Source organism: Neorhizobium tunisiense (assembly GCF_039631515.1).
GTDB lineage: Bacteria > Pseudomonadota > Alphaproteobacteria > Rhizobiales > Rhizobiaceae > Neorhizobium.
This window is the reverse complement of record NZ_JBDIUU010000003.1, coordinates 50,470-70,892: the sequence shown is the minus strand read 5'-3', so window position 1 is coordinate 70,892 and position 20,423 is coordinate 50,470. Positions and strand designations below refer to the sequence as shown.

Here is a 20,423-nt window from a genome sequence, read left to right as displayed (position 1 = left end):
TCGCCCTTCAAGGGACGATGATCTGCGTCTCCATCGGGAAGTGGGAATTGCCGCCTTCGAAGGGCGGGAAGGTCTTGAAGTCCTCGCGCATGGCGATGCGTGCCGGCGATTGCAGCGCGGCCTGCAGTGCCGCCGGGCTGTCGAACATCACCCGGTTGCGCTGCATGTGATTGACCCGCTCCCAGGGAAGGAAACCGCACCAGTCGATCCGCGACAGGACCTCGATCTTGCGGATCCCCGGGAAGGTGCGCATCACCGGCGGATGATGGCTGACATAGTGATGCATCCAGACGTTCAGGTCCTCCGCCGGACCGGTATAGTGCACCACGTAGGAACAGGGATTGCCGTTCTTTTCCATATCGAGCCTGGCGTCGTCGACCGGGAAATGCCGCGCATACATGGCCTGCTGCGTGCCCTTCGCGCCACGGATGCTCGAAAGCACGCCGGAAGCAGCGAGCTGGTGCAGGTGCCCAGCCGGCGCCATCGCGTCTTCCAGGTCGGTCAGGTCGTTGAAGTAGAGCTGCATGCCGAAGATCGGCGACTGCTCATCCTTGTTGTACATATCCTTGGTGACTTCGGGCGTGTAGAGATTGGCAGCGGTGAGGCCAGGTGTCAGCTTGACGATCTCGGCAACCGTCTCGACATCCGCCTTGCTCACTTCGAGCTGGCTTCCATCGACATTCTCGAAAAAGGCGAAATAGGCAAAACGCATGGCTTGGTTTCCTGCTTCTCTATGGGGCCGCAACGATTGCCGGCGGCCTCTGTTCCCCGGTCCTGCCGACTATCGAACCGGCAGAAAGAAAAAACAAGTTTAAACCTAAACTATTTGCGTGCCGTAATTTATGCACTCAAATAGGCCGCCCGGACTTGATTTAAGCTTCAATCTTTCCGCTTGAAACTTGCCGGATTTTCCATCACGATCCGCTCCAATCGCGCGTGGAAAGAGGGTATGAGATGGCGCTGGAGTGCTCTTGGAAGAGAGCTTGTGCCGGGCCATTCCATTTGCCAACGACCAAGAAGAATCGCATCCGATCCGGCAGAGGAAAAACGCCCGCCGGTTACGAAAACAGAGGGAACGCAATCATGACCATGACCTTTTTCCGCCGCGCCTTTTTTAGCCTCGCGGGTGCCGCCGCGCTGTCCGCCGCAGGCGCCGGCTTCGCCTCCGCCGCCGCACTCGCTGTCGGCTCTTATCCGAGCAACCCGCCCTTCGAATACAAGACGGCCACGGGCACGTTCGAAGGTTTCGAGGTCGACATCGTCAATGAAGTGGCAAAACGCCTCGGCATGACGGTCGAGATTTCCGACCTCGGTTTCCAGGCTCTGTTCGCCGCCACCTCCTCGAAGCGTATCGACGTGGCGATCTCGTCGATCACCATCACCAAGGAACGTCTCGGCAGCCAGTCCTTCACGCAGGCCTATTATGACGCCGACATGGGCATCGCCACCCGCAAGGAAGCAACGGTTTCCAAGATCGAGGACCTGAAGGGCAAGGTTGTCGGCGTGCTGGCGGGCTCCACCGGCGACAAGTGGGCCAAGGACAACAAGGAAAAATACGGCATCACCGACATCAAGAGCTACAATGCCCAGCAGGACCTGCTGATGGATCTCTCCGCCGGCCGCGCAGATGTCGCCGTCAGCGACGTTCCGGGCATGGAATACGCCTTCCTCAAGATGAAGGACCTTGCCGTCAAGGTGCGCATCAAGACCGGCGAACAATACGGCCTGATGATGACCAAGGACCATCCGCTGCTTGCCAAGGCGAACGATGCGATCACCGCGATGAAGAAGGACGGTACGCTGGCCGCGATCCACAAGAAGTGGTTCGGCTCGGATCCGGCCGCCGGTTCCGCATCCGCAATCGAACAGCCGCTGCCGAAGCCCTGAGCCGGCTACCGATAACACGCCTAATCATGCCGGCCGGCGACGGCCGGCTTTTTCGTGAGCATAGAGGCACCAGGACATGACCCTCCTCGATACATTCTTCAACCTCGGGGTTCTCGGCGACGCGTTTCCGGCGTTGCTGCGCGGGCTGATCAACACCTTCCTGCTCGGCGTGGCGGGCATCGGCATCGGCATTCCGATCGGCCTGGTGATAGCGCTTCTGCGCCTCTACGGGCCGAAGCCGGTGCGTTATCTGACGGTATTCTACATCGACATCTTCCGTGCGGCGCCGATGCTGGTGGTGCTGATCCTCATCTACTACGCGCTGCCGTTCGTCGGCATCCGCCTGTCCTCCTGGACGTCCGCGGGCCTTGCCTTCTCGATCGTCATGGCCGCCTACTCCGCGGAGATCTTCCGTTCCGGCATCGAGGGCATCCCGAAGGGCCAGTTCGAGGCAGCCGATGCACTTGGCCTGCCTTTCTACATCACTCTGCGCAAGGTCGTGCTGCCTCAGGCGATCCGAATCGTCATTCCGCCGATGACCAACAACTGCGTCTCGATGTTCAAGGATACTTCGCTTGCCTCGACCGTCGCGCTGCCGGAACTCCTCAAGGAAGCGACGGACGCACAGGCGCTTTATGCCAACCCGACGCCGCTGATCGGAGCTGCGCTGATCTACATCGCCTTCCTCTGGCCGATGGTGCGGCTGGTCAATCTTCTCGAACAGAGGTTCAACAAGGAAAAGAAGCGCTGACGCCGGAGGCAGCGAGCCTATTCGAAGGCGGCGGCGGCGAGGTGGTTGTTGGCGGAGGTCTTGACCGTGCCTATCTCCGACCAGAGCGCAGCAATCGCATGCGGGTCGATATCCGCCATCATGTCCTGCAGCCAGCCTTCATGCGCCGCGGCCATTGCCGCAAACAGTATCACACCCGCCTCGGTGAGTTTTGCGACCGTCACGCGCCGGTCGCCGTCCGGCGTCACCCGCTGGACGTAACCGTCCGCTTCCAGCCTTTCGACGAGCCCGGTGACATTGCCGTTGGTGACCATGGTGCGCTTGGAAAGCTCGCCAAGCCGCAGCCCGTCCTTTTCCCGATAGAGCTGCGCCATCAGGTCGAACTGCGGTAGCGTCGCGCCGAATTCGGCACGCAGGCGACGGCGGATTTCCTGGCTGATCAGCTTGGTCGTGGACAGCATCCGCAGCCACAGGCGCAGCTCGGGTTTCGACCGCCCGTGGGCACCTTGGACGATGATCTCCAGATCGATATCGATCGCTTCCGCTTCTGCCATTCCAAATATTGCCTCTGTAACCGATCCACCCTCTAGAAGCAGATATTTGAAATGTCAAAGGTTCGTCACCTGGATCGCCCCCTGCTGGAGGTCATCCTGTTCCCATTATTAATCCATATGCATATATTTTCGGAAGACGGCAGCACGGACGGGCAACGTATCGGCAGGTTGCTGCCGGTCGCGCTCGTCCTCGATCGAGTCCGAAACAGGCAAATTCCGGTGAAACTTCCGGCTTTTTCATTGGCACCCCCACCACCTAAATTTGCGCGATGCAGCCCCGCCCGATTGCTTGCATCCTCATATTTTCTGCAATAGGCTCCGTCATCGGTTAGCGGCACCCGAAGAGGAAAACCGGCTGCTGCCCGGCTCACGAAACCGGTCATTCAAGGGGAACCCGGCACCATGTCTTCCAGCACACTCACCAGTCTCGCTTCCGCTCTTCTCTCCGGCTCGGTCAAGGTCGTGGACCTGACGGCGCCGCTTGGGCCGGATACTCCCGTTCTCTACCTGCCGCCGCAGTTCGGCAAGAACACCCCCAAGGTCGCCGTCCACACGATCTCGGAATACAACGAGGACGGTCCGTTCTGGGCCTGGAACTGGCTGGAACTCGGTGAGCACACCGGCACCCATTTCGATGCGCCCTGTCATTGGATCACCGGCAAGGACAAGCCGAACAATACGACAGACACCATTCCGCCGCAGAATTTCGTGGCGCCGGTCAATGTCATCGACCGTTCCAAGGAAGCCGCCGAAAACCCGGACTATCTGCTGACCGTCGACAGCATCAAGGAATGGGAAGCAGAGCATGGCGCGATCGAGGCCGGCAGCTGGGTGCTGATGCGCTCCGACTGGTACAAGCGCAACGGCTCCACCGAAACCTTCCTGAATGCAGACGAGAACGGCCCTCATTCTCCCGGCCCGACCGCCGAAGCCATCCAATATCTCATTTCGAAAGACATTATCGGCTGGGGCCAGGAAACCATCGGCACCGATGCCGGTTCGGCCGGCGGCATGAACCCGCCCTTCCCCGCCCATAACCTCATGCACGGCGCCGGCAAATACGGTCTCGCATCGCTGTCGAACCTCGACCAGCTGCCACCGAAGGGCGCCGTGCTGATCGCCGCACCGCTGAAGCTCGTCAAGGGTACCGGCTCGCCTGTCCGGGCGCTGGCTCTGATCGCCTGATCCGATCGAAGGGCCGGCCCCGAAAGGTTCCGGCCCTTTCTGTATCCAGCGGGAAGACGGATGGCATGGCGGATTTCGACTACATCATCGTCGGCAGCGGCATCAACGCACTGGTCGCCGCCGCCATGCTCGGCAAGAAGGGTAAAAAGGTTCTCGTCCTGGAACGCAGCGACCGCATCGGCGGCTGCCTGCGCACGGAAGAGATCACCGCGCCGGACTTCATCCACGACGTGATGGCCACCACCATGGTGCTGTTCCTCACGTCTCCCGCCTACGCGGCGCTTGGCAAGGACCTGGAAGCCCGCGGCCTGGAATTTGCCCATGCCGACCTGCCGACCGGCGTGCTGCGGCCGGACGGTTGCTCCGTCATCTTCTCCAAGGATCGCCAGCGCAATATCGCCACCTTGGAGGGGCTAGCGACCGGCGACGGCAAGACTTTCGATAAGGAAATGAGCGCCCTTGGCGCGGATGCCGCCTTTCTGTTTTCTTTGCTCGGCGGCGCGCTCTGGTCCGGCGCAACACTGAAGACGGTCGCCAAACAGGGATGGGGCAAGGGCCTGCGCCAACTCGCCGCCTGGTTCGGCGATGCGCTGACGCCGGCGCGCGGTTATCTCGAAACCACCTACAGGTCCGAAGCCACCCACGCCCTCTGGGCGCCCTGGGTCCTGCATTGCGGCCTTGCGCCGGAAAGCGCCTATTCGGCCGAGATGGTCAAGGTCATCGGTTTTGCGATCGAACTTGCCGGTTGCCCGATCGTCAAGGGCGGCGCTGCCAATCTCGTCCGGGCGTTCGAACGACTGATCGCGGATCAGGGCGGCGCGATCCGCATCGGTGCGGACGTCGAACGCATCCTTGCCAGCCCAGGCCACAGGGCCGCCGGGGTGAGGCTCGCAAACGGCGAGACGATCGACGCCGCGGCCGGCGTCGCCTGCTCCACGACGCCGAACCAGATCTACGACCGGCTGCTAAAGGACTGGCCGCAACCGGCCCCGACCGAGATCCAGGAAGGCGTTGCCCGTTATCGCCACGGCAAGGGCAATATGCAGATCCACTACGCCCTCTCCGCACCGCCGCGCTGGAAAGGCGATCCGGATCTCGCCAAGGTGGCGCTGCTGCACCTGACATCCGGTCTCGACGGCGTCTCGCGCGCCACCAACGAATGTGAACGCGGTCTGCTGCCGGCCGAGCCGACCGTCTGCGTCGGCCAACCTGCCAGCTTCGATCCTTCGCGCGTGCCGGACGGCAAGTCGATACTCTGGCTGCAGCTTCCCGAAGCACCGCGCTTCATCAAGGGCGATGCGGCCGGTGAGATCGCCACACCTGCCGACGGCCGCTGGACCGATGAACTGCGCGAACTTTACGCAGATCGCATCGAGGCGCTGCTTTCCCGCCATATCGAGAATTTTGCCGAGATCAAGCTCGCCCGCCGCGCCTATTCGCCGGCCGATCTGGAATCGCTGAACATGAACCTCGTCGGCGGCGATCCCTATGGCGGCTTCTGCGGGCTCGACCAGTTTTTCCTCTGGCGACCCTTCAAGTCGTCTGTTAACCACCGCACCCACGTACCGGGCCTATATCATATCGGTGCCTCGACCCATCCGGGACCGGGGCTTGCCGGCGGCTCCGGCTTTCTGCTCGCATCGTCGTTGCGTTGAAACGACGTGGCCTAGGAGACATGGATTTCATGGCAGAACGGTTTTCAGGCGTGGTGCTGCGCTGGCATCAGGAGGGCGATCCGGAAAGTCGGCCGACCATGGGGGAGATCGGCCTCAACCATTTCGCACCCTACCTGATGAACCGCATCATCTCCCGCTGGAACTCCAACATGGCGGAGGAGCTGCGCGAGTACGACCTGTCGACCGCCAAGATGCGCACGCTCGCGGTCCTCAGCGTCTCCGCTTCGCTCACCATCAACGAGCTTTCCGTGTTCGCGGTCATCGAACAGTCGACCATGAGCCGCACGCTCGATTCCCTCGAAGACCAGGGCTACATCCGCCGCACGCCCCGAGCCGAGGACATGCGCATCCGCGATGTGACGATTACCGAGGAAGGCCGTGCAGCCTTTGGGCGCTTCTGGCCGACCATGTATGATTCATTGCTGCGGATGTTCGACGGCATCGACGAGGAGGAATACCGCGCCTTCACCGGCACGCTTCACAAGATCCTCCTCAACATCCGCAAGCACGAGATCTGATCGGCCTATTTCGTCAGCCGTGTCTGAAGGCTGTCGCGGATGCGCTTGCCGAGCGCCTGGTAGTTCTCGTCGAAATGATGTCCGCCCTCGATCGGCACGACTTCGACGCCCTTGTCCTTCAAGGTCGGGCAGGGATCGTCGTCCTCGTCGGTACCGTAGACACACTGGATGATCTTCGGATCGATCTTGACGACGTCGGTCATTGGGTCACCGCCCTTGCCGGCGCCGGCGACACCGAGCCAGCCGGTCACGGAAATCTCGTAGTCCACTTCATGCGACAGGCCGAGCAGCGTGATCTGTTTGACGCGCGCCCGGTCTGCCGCAGGCAGGAGGTTGTAGGTGGCGGGCAGCACATCCGCGCCGAACGAATAACCGACCAGTAATACGTTCTGAACGCCCCATTGACGGCGATAATGTTCGATGATCTTCGCCAGATCGTCCGCGGTCGCTTGCGGCGTGCGTTCGGACCAGAAATACCGCAGCGAATCCAGTCCGATCGTCGGAATCCCCTGGGACTGCAGATAGCCTCCCACTTCGCTGTCGAGATCTCGCCACCCGCCATCGCCGGAAAAGATCACCGCCATCGTGTTCATGGCCGGCTTCGCGTCGAGCACGTTCAGCGGAAGGTCGAGCGGCTGGTTGGTCCGGCCGGCAGCGGCGATGCGGGTTGCAAGCACTTGTGACAACGCCACGTCCGGCGCCTCACTGGAATTGATCAGCTCGACCTCTGGATGATCCTGTTTCAGGCGCTGTCCATGGGCCTTGCCGGCCGCGTCGGCCGAAGGCGTGGAAACGATCGTCACCGCCGCCGGTACTGCGCCGTCGTCAAAGCCATAGACCGTGCGATCGCCGACCTTCTGTTTGGAAGCCGGCGTGCAGAGTTCCTTGGCGAGCGGGATGCCGGCCAGCGGATCCACGGCAATCGCCTCGTCGATCGTCGCGTTCGGGCTCTGGGAGATCATCGCAAGCGCCAAGGCGCCGCCCTCGCCGATACCGGCGACGATCGGGTGGCGGTATTGCGGGTTGCCGATCCGCCGCTGCACCTGCTGGGAGATGTCCTCGATATCGGAAACCATATAGACGCAGTCGCCGTCATCGGCGGCCAGCGACTTGATATAGGAGGGGAAATCGATGCCGACCACGGCGGTACCGGAAGCGAGCAGCTTCTGCGCCTCGGTGTCCTCCCGAGCCCCCCAGCCCTGCCCGCCTGAAATCAGGAAGACGATGCCTTCGAGCTCGCTGCCATTGTTTGGCACGAGGATGCGCGGCTGCGGGATAAGGCCCGTATGGTAATCCTGCTGATCCTGCGCAGCCGCCATCGGGGCGCCGGACAGCAGCGCTGCAAACACGATAACAAGAAGACGCATATACATCATTTACCGACCACTCCCCTCAAGCCGCCGCCGATCAGGAGCGTTGCGTCCATCATCACGATGGCGGGGCTGACGCCCCCTGCCACAGCCAGATAACGGGGCTCCCAGGCGGGATGGAACTTCGACTTGAAAGCTTTCAACCCTTTGAAATTGTAGAACCGTTCACCGTGCTCGAAAACAACGCTGCCGATCCTGTCCCAAGCGAGTGCCGCCTCGCGTGTGGACATGCCGGACAGCGGCGCCATGCCGAGATTGAATTGTCCATAACCGGCATCGCGGAGATATTCCATAATCTTCACGAACAGGAAATCCATGGACCCTTTCGGCGCGTCCGGCATGAAGCGCATCAGATCGACGGTGCCTTCGTGTTTCGTGTTGGTGATCGACAGCGTCGCGAAGGCGACGATGCGGTCCTCCTTCTTGAGGATCGCGACCGGCTGGGCACTGACATAGTCATCCCGGAAAGCACCGAGCGAAAATGTCTTTTCGCGCGTGTTGTGATCTTCGAGCCAGGCATCCGAAACCCGCCGGAGTTCTTCGATATGTGCCATCACATCCGGCTGCTCGATGACCGAGAACTCCAGCCCCTCGCGCGCCCCCTTGTTGACGGCCTGACGAAGCCCGGCCAGCCGGCCGCCCTTGAGGTCGAAGCTGGACAGGTCGACGATCGCCAATTCACCGAGCTTGAAGGCCCTGAGGCCTGCATCGACGCAATGCGAAAGGAGGCCGGGCGAAATCTGGTAGAGCACGGCGCGGCCACCTCGAGCCCGGGCTTCCTCCACGAAACGCCAGACGAGATCCGCCGTCTCCTCCTGCGGCCCGACCGGATCGAAAAGCGCGATCCAGGAGCGGCCCTGGATGCCGTACATGATGAAGGCATTGCCGCTGTCGGAAAACATCAGCCGCTTGTCGCCCATCCGGACAAGGTTGGCATCGGCATTGTCCTGGGCCATGACAAGCTGGATCGCCCGCTCGAGATCGTCCGCGGTGGACAGGGCCGAGCGTCGGGCCGCCGGCCGCAACAGGCTGAACACGGAGATCGTCGCCGCAAAAATCGCAAGGCCAAGGACCGCGCGCAATCCGCGCGGCGCTTCCTCGGAGAATTCGAATTGCCACCAGAGCTCACGGCTATATTCCACTTCGCGATAAACGAAGAGCAGCACGGTGATCGCCGCGGCGACGACGATGAACATCGCGGCGATCCAGCTCGGCGTCAGCACCTGGCCGAACAGCGACGCCCGGCGCTTGAACTGCTTGGCACTCAGGACCAGACTGATCAGCAGGATGATCAGGAACGTCGCCTCGAAAAGCGCGATCGCCCGCATGAAGGCGAAAACCAGCGCCAGAGAGGTGCAGACCATGGCGGTCCACCACGCCCCGTCCAGCCGCTGGCCGATGCCGCGCGCCGCGACGAACAGCAGGAGACCCAGGATGCTGGAAAGAAAATGCGCACCTTCGAACACCGGCAACGGCAGGTAGTTGCCAAGAAAATTGATGTCGGAATCGGGCGTTGGCGTCACGCTCGAGAAGATCAGCATGGCGCCGGCGATCATCGAGAAGGTCGCCAGAAGCGGCGGCGCGAGGCGGAATTCAAGCTTTCGAAGCGTCGACGCAATGGGGTGATGGGCAAGCTGGCGAATTTCGACGCCGATCACGACCAGCGTGGCGATGAGCAGCGGCAGGACATGATAGATGACGCGGTAGAGGACGAGGCTGCCGAGCACTTCATCGAGGCTGACCGTGTTGCCGAGTGCCGCGACGATCACCGTCTCGAAGACGCCGAGACCGGCAGGCACATGGCTGAGGACCCCTAGGCCGATGGCGGTCGCATAGATCGCTAGGAAGGACGGCCAGCCGATTTCCGTCTGCGGCAGGAGCACGTAGAGGACGGAGGCGGAGGCGGCGACGTCAAGCGCCGTGATCAGGAACTGCTGCGAGGATGTACGGCTGTCCGGCAGGCGGATGCTCAATCGTCCGATGGATACCGTCCGTCCGCCACGCCCGAGGATCATAAGAGCGATGAGCACGAGGATGATCACGATCGCGCCGGCGCGGACCCACGTTCCGTCGATGTCGAGGATTGCTCCGATCCTCGGCGCCGTGACCAGCGATGCGAGCGCCGTGACCGCCAGAAGCCCTATACCGAAGGCGAGCGTCACAAATGCGATGACGCGACCGATATCGTCCGGCGAAAGCCCTAGGCGCGAATAGGCGCGGAACCGGATCGCTCCGCCGCTGAGGGCTCCGAAACCGGCCGTGTTGCCGACCGCATAGGCGCTGAAAGCCGTGATCGCGACAGGCACGAAAGGCAGCGTCCGGCCGATATAGGTGATCGCGTTGATGTCGTATCCGACCAGCGCCGCGAAACTCAGTGCCGTGAAGAAAACAGCAAGGCCGACCGAAGACCATCGCGTATTGCCAAGCGCCTCGATAACGTCGTCATAGCTGACTTCGTTGGTGAGTTTGTAGATGGCAAATGTCGTGAACGCGAAAACCGCCAGCGCCGCCAGGGCGATGAGGTAAGGACGGTACGTCTCAAGGATGTCTCGAAAGCGACTTGGCTGACGATCCGTGGATTCCATGTGGGCTGCCGGGGCTGAAGAACTGCGCATCTAGGTTTCGGTCAGATGCGCAGCAAAAGCAACGGGATCGCGGCTATAATGTGTCTTTATGCTTAAAACCTAAAGCGTAGAGACCGTCTTCAGCGCGCCGTCCAGCGCAATGCCGCTTTCATCGAGCAGTGCCGCCTGGCGCAGGCGTTTCATCCAGGCCGCACCGTCGTCGCGGTCCGCCAAGGTCGTGAGCGCCGACATCACCCGGTCGAATTTCGAAAGCCCGCGCGCGTGGGTGTCGGAATAGCCCTTCACCAGGCGGCGATTGTTGATCACTTCGACCGCGAGATCGTAGTTCCGCGACAGAAGCGAAGTCGCCGCACTGAGCCAGGCTTCGCGATGCTCGGCTTCCCGTGCGTGCCGCAGCGTGCCCCGACGGGTGCGGCGCAACGCCGCCAGCGTATAGAGCGTCAGGAACCAGAACAGCGTGCCGGTCTGCACCCGGCGGCCCTTGTTGATGCGCCGGTCGAGCCAGGCGAAAACCTTGGAGCGGTGTTCAACCCACAGGCCAAGCCGCTTCGGCATGGTCCCAACAACCTCTTCCATGCGCGGATGCATGTATTCGGTCATGTAAAGGATCTGATCCTGCTTCACGCCGACTTCCTTGGCGACGCGGTCGAACCGGGTGCCGCGGGTCTTGAGATCCGCGACGCGGATCACGTCGTCGTAAGCCATGGCGATGGCGACGTATTTCGCCGACTGGACGGTGAAGGCATAGTCGCGATCCTCGCCGCCATTGTTACGGTCGAGCACATGAAGTTTGCCGACCCGATCGAGATACTCGCCGGCATAGGCCGGATCCTGGAAGTCCGTGAGCTTCTTGACCCCGGCAAACAGCAACGGCCAGGCGGTTTCCGGGAACTCGGCGCGCATGCGATGGACCAGCCGATCGAGGTCCGGATGGCCGGCGGTTTCCGGCATGACGTCGAAACGCTTCGGCGCCGAGGCGGTGACTTCGTCCCGCGGCTTGGCCTTGGTGCGCTCGTAGGCGGCATTGAAAGCCCGAAGGCTGGGCTCGACACCCTTGCCGCCGCCGCGAATGGTCGCCTCGAAGGCTTCCTTCGGGAAAGGCAGCACGTCAGCCGCTGCAAGCGCGCCGAACATCGAGGCGGAGATCACGCTGCCGTTCTTGAGTGCCAGGCTATCCATGTCGAAGGCAATGGTGCGCCTGGCGGCGAAATCGGTCGCGCCAACCACCACGATCGGATCGCCGATGCCATCACCCGGCTTCTCCTTCTCGCCGACCGCAAAGGAACGATGCGTGGACGCAATCAGCGTGGTCCTGTCCGGCGTCACGAGGCCGCGCAGTACGGAACGACCGGCTTCCATCAGTTCGGCGGCCAGCACGACATCCACATCGCCCGGCGTCGGCATCAGCGAGAAGATCGGCGATACGCCGTCGCGCGCCGGCAGCATCTCGATATAATAGATCGTCGCGCCGGTGCGCTGGGCAACGCCCGGCACCGAGGTCGATTGCGCCATCCAACCCTGTTCTTCGGCAAGGCCGACGATCCAATCGGCCAGCACGCCGCCGCCCTGGCCGCCCATGGCCATGATCGCCAGCGTCAGCGGCTTGTCGGAAGCATGGAGCGTCTTCAGGTTCACGGTCTCGTTCATGGATCAAACCTCCGCGAAAACAACGCGGCCAGCGGCACGGCGGGCCTGCAGCCAGCCGATTACCGAAGCGCGGAATTTCGAGAGGAACTTGTCCCAGCCGGTCGGATTATGAATGATGTCGGCGCGATAGAACGAAGGACAGAGAACGGCGGCCTCGGAGACCTCGCCGCAATTTCCGCAGCCGACGCAGCTATTGTCGATCGCCGCGACCGGATCGTCCTTCAGCGGATCGTCGGTGTGCTTCACCGAAAGCGAGGGGCAGCCCGAAAGCCGAATGCAGGCGTGATCGCCGGTGCAGACATCCTCGTCCACCCCGAAACGCTCTTTCACCATGCGCTTGCCGTCCTTGACCGCCTGGTTGAAGAGCGGTTTTACACGGCGCTGCTTGTTCAGCATGCATTCGGAAGAGGCGACGATGATCTTCGGGCCTTTTTCCTTGCTCGTCAGCGCTTCCTTCAGCGTGTCGCGCATCTTTGCAACGTCGTAAGTTCGGTCGATCTGGCGCACCCAGGTGGCCCCGATACCCTTCACCGCATTGACGATCGAATTGTTGGTCTTGCGGTTCGGATTGATCGCCCGTGAGGACAGGATGTCCTGCCCGCCGGTCGCCGCCGAATAGAAATTGTCGACGACGAGGATGACGCCGTCCTGCTTGTTGAACACCGCATTACCGACCGAGGTCGCCAAGCCGTTGTGCCAGAAACCGCCGTCGCCCATGACCGCAATCGAGCGCTTGTCCGCCTCGACGTTGAAGGCGGACGCGGAAGCCGGGCCGAGGCCATAGCCCATCGTCGTACCGCCGATGTTGAACGGCGGCAGGATCGAGAACAGGTGACAGCCGATATCGGCCGACACGTGGTGTTCGCCGAGCTCCTTTTCGACCAGCTTCATGGCCGCGAAGATCGGCCGCTCGGGACAGCCGGTGCAGAAGCCGGCGGGGCGCTGAGGCACGACTTCGGCCAATGCCTTCACCTTCGGATCGTTGAGAACATCGCTCGGATCCGGCACAGGCGGCTGGTTGCCGAGCAGCAGCCGGTCATACTTCTCGATGAAGGTCTTCAGCCCCTTCATCATCACCGGCGCGGTATATTCGCCGCCGAGCGGCAGGATGTCCTTGCCATGCAGGCGGGTCTGGATGTCGCGGCGGCGCATCAGCGTGTGGAGCGACTGCTCGATATATTCGGGGGCGCCCTCCTCCACCATGATCACCGCCTTTTTGCCGAGACAGAAATCCACGACTTCGTCGTCGATCATTGGATAGGCGACATTCATCACATAGATCGGCACGGACGAATTGCCGTAGACATCGGCCAGGCCAAGCTGCTGCAGACCACGCATGACGCCGTTGTAAAGGCCGCCGAGCGTGATGATGCCGATCTCGCCTTCCGCGGGGCCGAAATGCTCGTTGAGCTTCTTTTCCTTGATGAAGTTGACGGCCGCCGGCCAGCGGCGCTCGATCTTGTCCTTGTCCTGCGCAAAATTCGCCGGCGGCAGGACGATGCGGTTGACGTCGCGGACCGGGTTTTCCAGCGCCTGGCGGAGCGTGAACTTTGGCCGCTGGTTATCCTTGGCGACGAACTGGCCGTGCACGTGACAGGCGCGGATGCGCACTTCGAGCATGACAGGCGTGTTCGACGCTTCCGACAGCTGGAAGCCGTCCTCGACCGCCTGAACCATCGCGGGCAGGTTGGGACGCGGGTCGAGAAGCCACATCTGCGACTTCATCGCAAACGCATGGCTGCGTTCCTGCATGATCGAAGAGCCTTCGCCAAAGTCCTCGCCGAGGATGATCAGCGCACCACCATTGACGCCGCCGGAGGAAAGGTTGGAGAGAGCGTCCGACGCGACATTGGTGCCGGCTGTCGATTTCCAGGTGACTGCACCACGCACCGGATACATCACCGAGGCCGACAGCATCGCCGCCGCCGCCGCTTCCGAGGCCGACGTCTCGAAATGCACGCCGAGATCCTCCATGATGTCCTTGGCGTCGGCGAGCACGTCCATCAGATGCGAGATCGGCGAGCCCTGGTAACCACCGACGTAGGAAACGCCCGATTGCAGCAGCGCCTTGGTGATCGCGAGAATGCCTTCGCCCCGGAAAATCTCGCCTTCTCCAAGCTTGAGATCCTCGACTTCGCGCGCAAAAGATCGCTCGGCCATGGCAGTTCCCCTTCGCCTTGTCGGCTTCAATCCATAATCATTTGCAAAAGCATATTTTCGAGATCAGCCATTTGTCAATTCACAAATGCCGCGAGGACAGTAGGCGGGACTTCAATCGAACGGCGGCATGGCAGGACAGCGAATAACAAGAACCAATATATATGCTGATGCATATTATTTGCTCGATCGGGCACGAAAACCGCCGGCGTTGCCACAAATCATCCTCGCCACCTTGGAGAGGTACGCCCTTGGCGCCGAAACCGACGCCTGAACCGGTGGCCCGGTAAAACCCCAATCACGGGAATTATCCGCTTGACGGGTCGATCAAACGCCATATAGTTTAAACTTAAAATAATCAGCGACTGAACGTCAGGAGGACTTGGATATGCGCATCGTCTGTATCGGTGGCGGCCCGGCCGGTCTCTATTTCGCGCTCCTGATGAAGAAGCTGCATCCCGAGCACTCCATTTCCGTCGTCGAACGCAACAAGCCCTACGACACGTTCGGCTGGGGCGTGGTCTTCTCCGATGCCACCATGGTGTCGATGAAGGCATGGGACCCGGAAAGTGCTGCCGAAATCGAGGATGCGTTCAACCACTGGGACGATATCGAGCTGCTCTTCAAGGGCACGCGCCAGCGCACCTCCGGCCACGGCTTTGTCGGCATCGGCCGCAAGAAGCTCTTGAACATCCTGCAGCGCCGCTGCGAGGCGCTCGGCGTCGAGCTTGTTTTTGAAACCGATTCCAACGGCGATGTCGATTATCCGGATGCGGACCTGATCATTGCCTCGGACGGCTTCAACTCCAAGATCCGCAACCGTTATCCGGAGGTCTTCGAACCGGATCTCGTCGTGCGCCCGAACCGTTATATCTGGCTCGGCACCAACAAGCTCTTCGACGCCTTCACCTTCGATTTCCGCAAGACGGATCACGGCTGGTTCCAGGCGCATATCTACAAGTTCGACGACAAGACCTCGACCTTCATCGTCGAAACGACGGAAGAAGCCTACGAAAAGCACGGCCTCGGCCGGATGGACCAGCAGGGATCGATCGATTTCTGCCAGGACCTGTTCTCGGAAGTCCTCGAAGGCTCCGAACTGATGACCAATGCCCGGCATCTGCGCGGCAGCGCCTGGCTGAACTTCAACCGCCTGATCTGCGGCAAGTGGAGCCATTTCAACGGCAACTCACATGTCGTTCTGATGGGTGATGCCGCCCACACCGCCCATTTTGCGATCGGTTCCGGCACCAAGCTGGCAATCGATGATGCGATCGAGCTTAGCAACCAGTTCAACAAGCTCGGCCATTCCAAGGACAAGATCCCGGAAGTCCTCGAGACCTACGAGGAAATCCGCCGCGTCGACGTCGCCCGCATCCAGAATGCCGCCCGCAACGCCATGGAATGGTTCGAAGTGGTCGGCCAGCGTTATGCCGATACGCTGGAGCCGGAACAGTTTATGTATTCGATGCTGACCCGCTCGCAGCGTATCAGCCACGAGAATCTCCGCCTGCGCGATCCCAAATGGCTGGAAGGTTACGAGCGCTGGTTCGCCAGGAAAAACGGTATCAAGGTGACCGGCAACGGCCGCACCCTGCCGCCGATGTTCACGCCCTATTCGCTGCGCGAAACCCATCTGCCGAACCGTATCGTCATGTCGCCGATGGCCATGTACTCCGCCAAGGACGGGCTGCTGGACGATTTCCATCTGGTCCACCTCGGCTCCCGCGCGCTCGGCGGCGCCGGCCTCGTGTTCGCGGAAATGACCTGCGTCTCGCCCGACGCCCGCATCACCCCCGGCTGCCTTGGCCTGTGGAACGCGGAACAGGCGTCGCAATGGAAGCGCTTCGTCACCTTCGTGCATGACAACTCCGCCGCCAAGGTCGGCATTCAGCTCGGCCATGCGGGCCGCAAGGGTTCGACCAAGGTCGCCTGGGAAGGTATCGACCAGCCGGTCGAAGAGGGTGGCTGGCCGCTGATCTCGGCTTCGGCGCTCCCCTACCTCAAGACCAGCCAGGTTCCGAAGGCTATGGACCGCGCCGACATGGATCGTGTCATCGCCGACCATGTGCGCTCCGCAAAGTTCGCGGCCGAATCCGGCGCCGACTGGTTGGAACTGCACTGCGCCCACGGCTATCTTCTGTCGAGCTTCCTCTCGCCGCTCACCAACATCCGCACCGACGAATACGGCGGCAGCCACGAGAACCGCGCGCGTTATCCGCTGGAAGTCTTCAAGGCGATCCGCGAGGTCTGGCCGCAAAACAAGCCGATTTCCGTTCGCCTCTCCTGCCATGACTGGTTCGAAGGCGGAAACACGCCTGAAGACGCGGCGATCTACGCGCGGATGTTCAAGGAGGCCGGAGCCGACCTGATCGACTGCTCGTCCGGCCAGGTATGGAAGGAAGAAAAGCCGGTCTATGGCCGCCTCTTCCAGACGCCCTTCTCCGACAAGATCCGCAACGAGATCGGCATCCCGACCATCGCCGTCGGCGCGATTTCGGAGGCCGATCATGCGAACTCGATCATCGCCGCCGGCCGCGCCGATCTCTGCGCCGTCGCCCGCCCGCATCTCGCGGATCCGGCCTGGGTTCTTCACGAGGCGGCCAAGATCGGCTTGACGGACATTCCCTGGCCAAAACAGTATTATTCCGGCAAGGCGCAATACGAGACCAACCTCGCGCGTGCGGCAGCCGCCGTTGCCCCTCCGGCCGCCGGCCCCGCGGCCGCGAAATAAGGATCGCATCATGAGCGAAGCGCCCTCTGCCAGACTTGCCAACCGTCACGCCCTCGTCACCGGCGCGGGCTCGGGCATCGGCGCGGCGATCGCAACGGCGCTGGTGGAAGCCGGCGCGCGGGTGACCCTCGCCGGCCGGCGGGCCGAGCCTCTGGAGGCACTTGCCGCAACGCTTGGCAGGGAAAAGGTCTGCGTTGCCGACGGTTTCGACGTCACCGACGAGATCGCCATCGACAACGGCCTGAAGACGGCGCGAGCCGCGTTCGGTCCTGTCGACATCCTCGTCAACAATGCCGGCGAAGGCCCGAGTGCGCCGTTCGAAAAGACCTCGCTTGAGATGTGGAACCGGGTGATGTCGGTCGATCTCACCGGCGTATTCCTCGTGACCCAGGCAGTGCTGCCGGATATCAAGGCTTTTGGCGCAGGCGCCCGCATCATCAATATCGCCTCGACCGCGGGGCTCACAGGTTATGCCTACGTCTCTGCCTACGTGGCCGCCAAACATGGCGTTATCGGCCTTACCCGTTCCCTGGCGCTGGAGCTTGCGAAGACCGGCATCACCGTCAACGCCGTCTGCCCCGGCTTTACCGACACACCGCTGATCGCCCGTTCGATCGAGACGATCGTCGCAAAGACCGGACGGACGGAAGAGCAGGCGCGACAGGAATTTACCAGGAGCAATCCGCAGGGGCGGCTGGTGAAGCCGGAGGAGGTTGCAGACACGGTTCTGTGGCTGGCATCGCCCGGAGCCGCGTCGATCAACGGACAGGCAATCGCGGTTGCCGGGGGAGAAGTCATGGCAGGCTAGTCGGCCTCGGCATGAACCAGGAAACGAAACCGGGAGAGCAGGATGGAACTGGAAAAGGGCATAACAGAGAATGGTAGCGGATATAACGGCACGAGCTGGAATATCCTCGGCCAGGTCTATTTCCCAAAGGCGGTCTGCGACGACACCTTCGCCTTTGAAACCAACAGCCTGCCGGGACAGTTCGTGCCTGTGCACGTCCACCCGACCCAGGACGAATTCATCCTCGTGCAGGAGGGTGAACTCGATCTGAAGCTCGACGGCCAATGGGTCAAGGCGAAGGCCGGAGATCTGGTGCGCATGCCGCGCGGCATCCCTCACGGATACTTCAACAAGTCCGACAAGCCGTGCCGGGCGCTTTTCTGGGTCTCACCGGCCCGCAAACTCCAGAAGCTTTTCGAAGAGCTGCATGAAATGACCGACGTGGAGGAGATCGTGAAGGTTTCCGCCGCGCACGAGGTGGATTTCCTGCCGCCCTCCGCCAACGACTGACCCGGGAGAGGTCCTGCCGCCCGGAAAGGGACGGTCGGCGAAAAGGAGAGGAGACGAACATGAGTGACGTGATGAAGGACATGAAGCGCAGTTTTCGCGATTACCAGCCGAAACATTTCCTCTGGGAAGTGAGCGAAAACGGCCGCGTCGGAACGGTTCGTCTCAATCGTCCGGAGCGCAAGAACCCGCTGACCTTCGAAAGCTATGCGGAATTGCGCGATCTTTTTCGCGATCTCGTTTACGCCTCCGACATCCGCTCGATCGTCCTGACCGGCGCCGGCGGTAATTTCTCCTCCGGCGGCGACGTCTTCGAAATCATCGAGCCGCTGACCCATATGGCGATGCCGGACCTGCTCGCCTTTACCCGCATGACCGGCGATCTCGTCAAGGCCATGAAGAAATGCCCGCAGCCGATCGTGGCTGCCGTCGACGGCATCTGCATGGGAGCCGGCGCGATCCTCGCCATGGCGTCGGACATGCGGCTGGCGACGCCGGAAACCAAGACCGCCTTCCTCTTCACCCGCGTAGGCCTTGCGGGAGCCGACATGGGCGCTTGCGGGATCCTGCCGCGCATCATCGGCCAGGGCCGCGCCGCCGAGCTTCTCTTCACCGGCCGTACGATGAGCGCCGATGAAGGCCAGGCATGGGGGTTCTACAACGCACTCCATGCCCAGGACGCCGTCGAGGCGGAGGCCGCCAAGCTCGCCCATTCGCTGGCGGACGGCCCGTGGTTCGCACACACGATGACCAAGACCATGCTGAACCAGGAATGGGCCATGGGCATCGAAGAGATGATCGAATCGGAAGCCCAGGCGCAGGCGATCTGCATGGCGACCAAGGATTTCCGCCGCGCTTTCGAGGCTTTCGCCGAAAAGCGCAAGCCGGTCTTCGAGGGCGACTGATGGCCAATCCCACGACCCTCAAAGGACCGGCACGCGATTTCCTCGACTGGCCTTTCTTCGACGAGAGCCACAAGGCGCTCGCCGAAAAGCTCGATGCCTTCACGGCGTCCGGCGCGCTGAGCCATATCGACCATTCGGATACCGACGGCGCCTGCCGGGGGATCGTCAAGGCGCTCGGACAGGCCGGCCTTCTCGATGCGGCGACCGGCGCCGGCGGCAGCCAGCCGATCGACAGCCGCGCCGCCTGCCTGACCCGTGAGACGCTGGCCTGGCATGACGGCCTTGCCGATTTCGCCTTCGCCATGCAGGGTCTCGGCACCGGCGCCATCGGCCTTTCCGGTTCCGAGGAACTTCGCCGAACCGTCCTACCGAAAGCGCAGTCGGGCGAATGGATCTCAGCCTTCGCGCTCTCTGAAAAGGAAGCCGGTTCGGATGTCGCCGCCATGGCCTGCGCCGCCCGAAAGGATGGCGACCACTATATCCTCGATGGCGAGAAGACCTGGATTTCCAACGGCGGCATCGCCGATGTCTACACCGTCTTTGTCCGCACCGGCGAAGCGCCCGGCACGCGCGGCATCTCCGCTTTCGTCGTGTACGCAGACGATCCCGGCTTCTCGATCGCCGAGCGCATCGACGTGATCGCCCCGCATCCGCTGGCGACGATCCGCTTCGAGAACTGCCGCATTCCCGCGTCGCGCCTGCTGGGCGCGCCGGGTGAGGGCTTCAAGATCGCCATGCGGACACTGGACATTTTCCGAGCCTCCGTCGCCGCCGCCGCTCTCGGTTTTGCCAAGAGGGCACTGGACGAAGCGCTCGCCTATGCCAAAGCGCGGCCGATGTTCGGCAATCACCTGTCCGATCTGCAACTGACGCAAGCTGCTTTCGGCGACATGGCGGCGCAGATCGATGCCGGCGCGCTCCTCACCTACCGCGCCGCCTGGCGCCGCGACGTACAGGGCCTGCCGACCACCAAGGAAGCCGCGATGGCCAAGATGGTCGCGACCGAGAACGCACAGAGCGTCATTGACCGCGCCGTGCAGATCTTCGGCGGCCGCGGTGTGAAGAGCGGTGAGATCACCGAAAGCCTCTACCGGGAAATCCGGGCGTTGCGCATCTACGAAGGCGCGACCGAGGTCCAGAAGCTCATCATTGCCCGCGAACTGTTGAAGACCTGAGGACGA

16 protein-coding genes are annotated in these 20,423 nt (G+C 62.1%); 10 read left to right on the top strand and 6 right to left on the bottom strand.

Features of this window, described 5'->3' with window-relative positions; genetic code table 11:
* Positions 1–7 precede the first annotated feature (7 nt).
* The gene (locus ABCW43_RS14510; protein WP_345925604.1) at positions 8–712 is read right to left on the bottom strand and encodes a hypothetical protein; all 705 of its coding nucleotides are present in this window, start codon (positions 710–712) and stop codon (positions 8–10) included.
* A gap of 377 nt (positions 713–1,089) precedes the next feature.
* On the opposite strand from ABCW43_RS14510, the gene ABCW43_RS14505 reads away from it, so the two are divergent.
* Positions 1,090–1,887: an ABC transporter substrate-binding protein gene (locus tag ABCW43_RS14505; protein WP_345926221.1), complete on the top strand. Its 798-nt coding sequence runs from the start codon at positions 1,090–1,092 to the stop codon at positions 1,885–1,887.
* A gap of 76 nt (positions 1,888–1,963) precedes the next feature.
* Positions 1,964–2,638, top strand: a complete 675-nt coding sequence (locus tag ABCW43_RS14500; RefSeq protein WP_345925602.1) for an amino acid ABC transporter permease — start codon at positions 1,964–1,966, stop codon at positions 2,636–2,638.
* A 17-nt stretch (positions 2,639–2,655) separates the two neighbouring features.
* On the opposite strand, the gene ABCW43_RS14495 is transcribed toward ABCW43_RS14500, so the two are convergent.
* Positions 2,656–3,171, bottom strand: a complete 516-nt coding sequence (locus ABCW43_RS14495) for a MarR family winged helix-turn-helix transcriptional regulator (protein WP_345925600.1) — start codon at positions 3,169–3,171, stop codon at positions 2,656–2,658.
* Positions 3,172–3,573: 402 nt separating this feature from the next.
* Between ABCW43_RS14495 and ABCW43_RS14490 the strand changes: the two genes are divergently transcribed.
* From ABCW43_RS14490 to ABCW43_RS14480, 3 genes are all read left to right on the top strand, one after another.
* Positions 3,574–4,356, top strand: a complete 783-nt coding sequence (locus ABCW43_RS14490; RefSeq protein WP_007758445.1) for a cyclase family protein — start codon at positions 3,574–3,576, stop codon at positions 4,354–4,356.
* A 65-nt stretch (positions 4,357–4,421) separates the two neighbouring features.
* A complete protein-coding gene (locus tag ABCW43_RS14485; RefSeq protein WP_345925596.1) occupies positions 4,422–6,011 on the top strand; it encodes a phytoene desaturase family protein in 1,590 nt (529 codons plus the stop codon).
* A gap of 29 nt (positions 6,012–6,040) precedes the next feature.
* Positions 6,041–6,550 (top strand): MarR family winged helix-turn-helix transcriptional regulator, encoded by a 510-nt coding sequence (locus ABCW43_RS14480; RefSeq protein WP_345925594.1) that lies wholly within the window; start codon positions 6,041–6,043, stop codon positions 6,548–6,550.
* A 5-nt stretch (positions 6,551–6,555) separates the two neighbouring features.
* Here the strand turns inward: ABCW43_RS14480 and ABCW43_RS14475 are convergent, their stop codons facing one another.
* From ABCW43_RS14475 to ABCW43_RS14460, 4 genes are all read right to left on the bottom strand, one after another.
* Positions 6,556–7,926, bottom strand: a complete 1,371-nt coding sequence (locus ABCW43_RS14475) for a virulence factor family protein (protein ID WP_345925592.1) — start codon at positions 7,924–7,926, stop codon at positions 6,556–6,558.
* The gene (gene mprF / locus ABCW43_RS14470; protein ID WP_345925590.1) at positions 7,923–10,505 is read right to left on the bottom strand and encodes a bifunctional lysylphosphatidylglycerol flippase/synthetase MprF; all 2,583 of its coding nucleotides are present in this window, start codon (positions 10,503–10,505) and stop codon (positions 7,923–7,925) included. Before mprF ends, ABCW43_RS14475 begins: the two co-directional genes overlap by 4 nt.
* A gap of 99 nt (positions 10,506–10,604) precedes the next feature.
* Positions 10,605–12,152, bottom strand: coding sequence for an indolepyruvate oxidoreductase subunit beta family protein (locus tag ABCW43_RS14465; RefSeq protein WP_345925588.1), 1,548 nt, complete (start codon positions 12,150–12,152; stop codon positions 10,605–10,607).
* A gap of 3 nt (positions 12,153–12,155) precedes the next feature.
* A complete protein-coding gene (locus ABCW43_RS14460) occupies positions 12,156–14,312 on the bottom strand; it encodes a thiamine pyrophosphate-dependent enzyme (RefSeq protein ID WP_345925586.1) in 2,157 nt (718 codons plus the stop codon).
* A gap of 385 nt (positions 14,313–14,697) precedes the next feature.
* On the opposite strand from ABCW43_RS14460, the gene ABCW43_RS14455 reads away from it, so the two are divergent.
* The 5 genes from ABCW43_RS14455 to ABCW43_RS14435 are packed head-to-tail and all read left to right on the top strand — an operon-like array spanning position 14,698 to position 20,417.
* Entirely contained in the window at positions 14,698–17,043 is a 2,346-nt protein-coding gene (locus ABCW43_RS14455) for a bifunctional salicylyl-CoA 5-hydroxylase/oxidoreductase (RefSeq protein ID WP_345925584.1), read from the top strand.
* Between the two features lie 10 nt (positions 17,044–17,053).
* Positions 17,054–17,851 (top strand): SDR family NAD(P)-dependent oxidoreductase, encoded by a 798-nt coding sequence (locus ABCW43_RS14450; protein ID WP_345925582.1) that lies wholly within the window; start codon positions 17,054–17,056, stop codon positions 17,849–17,851.
* A gap of 42 nt (positions 17,852–17,893) precedes the next feature.
* A complete protein-coding gene (locus tag ABCW43_RS14445) occupies positions 17,894–18,340 on the top strand; it encodes a cupin domain-containing protein (protein ID WP_038594288.1) in 447 nt (148 codons plus the stop codon).
* A gap of 59 nt (positions 18,341–18,399) precedes the next feature.
* On the top strand, positions 18,400–19,242 hold the full coding sequence (locus ABCW43_RS14440; RefSeq protein ID WP_345925576.1) for an enoyl-CoA hydratase family protein: 843 nt from the start codon (positions 18,400–18,402) through the stop codon (positions 19,240–19,242).
* Complete coding sequence (locus tag ABCW43_RS14435; protein ID WP_345925574.1) at positions 19,242–20,417, top strand: acyl-CoA dehydrogenase family protein; 1,176 nt, start codon at positions 19,242–19,244, stop codon at positions 20,415–20,417. Before ABCW43_RS14440 ends, ABCW43_RS14435 begins: the two co-directional genes overlap by 1 nt.
* Positions 20,418–20,423: the final 6 nt, after the last annotated feature.

What these genes read in the sequence shown, in the direction of transcription:
- ABCW43_RS14510 (WP_345925604.1), bottom strand. Translation starts at nt 712, where the DNA reads ATGCGTTTTGCCTATTTCGCCTTTTTCGAGAATGTCGATGGAAGCCAG.
- ABCW43_RS14505 (WP_345926221.1), top strand. Translation starts at nt 1,090, where the DNA reads ATGACCTTTTTCCGCCGCGCCTTTTTTAGCCTCGCGGGTGCCGCCGCG.
- ABCW43_RS14500 (WP_345925602.1), top strand. Translation starts at nt 1,964, where the DNA reads ATGACCCTCCTCGATACATTCTTCAACCTCGGGGTTCTCGGCGACGCG.
- ABCW43_RS14495 (WP_345925600.1), bottom strand. Translation starts at nt 3,171, where the DNA reads ATGGCAGAAGCGGAAGCGATCGATATCGATCTGGAGATCATCGTCCAA.
- ABCW43_RS14490 (WP_007758445.1), top strand. Translation starts at nt 3,574, where the DNA reads ATGTCTTCCAGCACACTCACCAGTCTCGCTTCCGCTCTTCTCTCCGGC.
- ABCW43_RS14485 (WP_345925596.1), top strand. Translation starts at nt 4,422, where the DNA reads ATGGCGGATTTCGACTACATCATCGTCGGCAGCGGCATCAACGCACTG.
- ABCW43_RS14480 (WP_345925594.1), top strand. Translation starts at nt 6,041, where the DNA reads ATGGCAGAACGGTTTTCAGGCGTGGTGCTGCGCTGGCATCAGGAGGGC.
- ABCW43_RS14475 (WP_345925592.1), bottom strand. Translation starts at nt 7,926, where the DNA reads ATGATGTATATGCGTCTTCTTGTTATCGTGTTTGCAGCGCTGCTGTCC.
- mprF (WP_345925590.1), bottom strand. Translation starts at nt 10,505, where the DNA reads ATGGAATCCACGGATCGTCAGCCAAGTCGCTTTCGAGACATCCTTGAG.
- ABCW43_RS14465 (WP_345925588.1), bottom strand. Translation starts at nt 12,152, where the DNA reads ATGAACGAGACCGTGAACCTGAAGACGCTCCATGCTTCCGACAAGCCG.
- ABCW43_RS14460 (WP_345925586.1), bottom strand. Translation starts at nt 14,312, where the DNA reads ATGGCCGAGCGATCTTTTGCGCGCGAAGTCGAGGATCTCAAGCTTGGA.
- ABCW43_RS14455 (WP_345925584.1), top strand. Translation starts at nt 14,698, where the DNA reads ATGCGCATCGTCTGTATCGGTGGCGGCCCGGCCGGTCTCTATTTCGCG.
- ABCW43_RS14450 (WP_345925582.1), top strand. Translation starts at nt 17,054, where the DNA reads ATGAGCGAAGCGCCCTCTGCCAGACTTGCCAACCGTCACGCCCTCGTC.
- ABCW43_RS14445 (WP_038594288.1), top strand. Translation starts at nt 17,894, where the DNA reads ATGGAACTGGAAAAGGGCATAACAGAGAATGGTAGCGGATATAACGGC.
- ABCW43_RS14440 (WP_345925576.1), top strand. Translation starts at nt 18,400, where the DNA reads ATGAGTGACGTGATGAAGGACATGAAGCGCAGTTTTCGCGATTACCAG.
- ABCW43_RS14435 (WP_345925574.1), top strand. Translation starts at nt 19,242, where the DNA reads ATGGCCAATCCCACGACCCTCAAAGGACCGGCACGCGATTTCCTCGAC.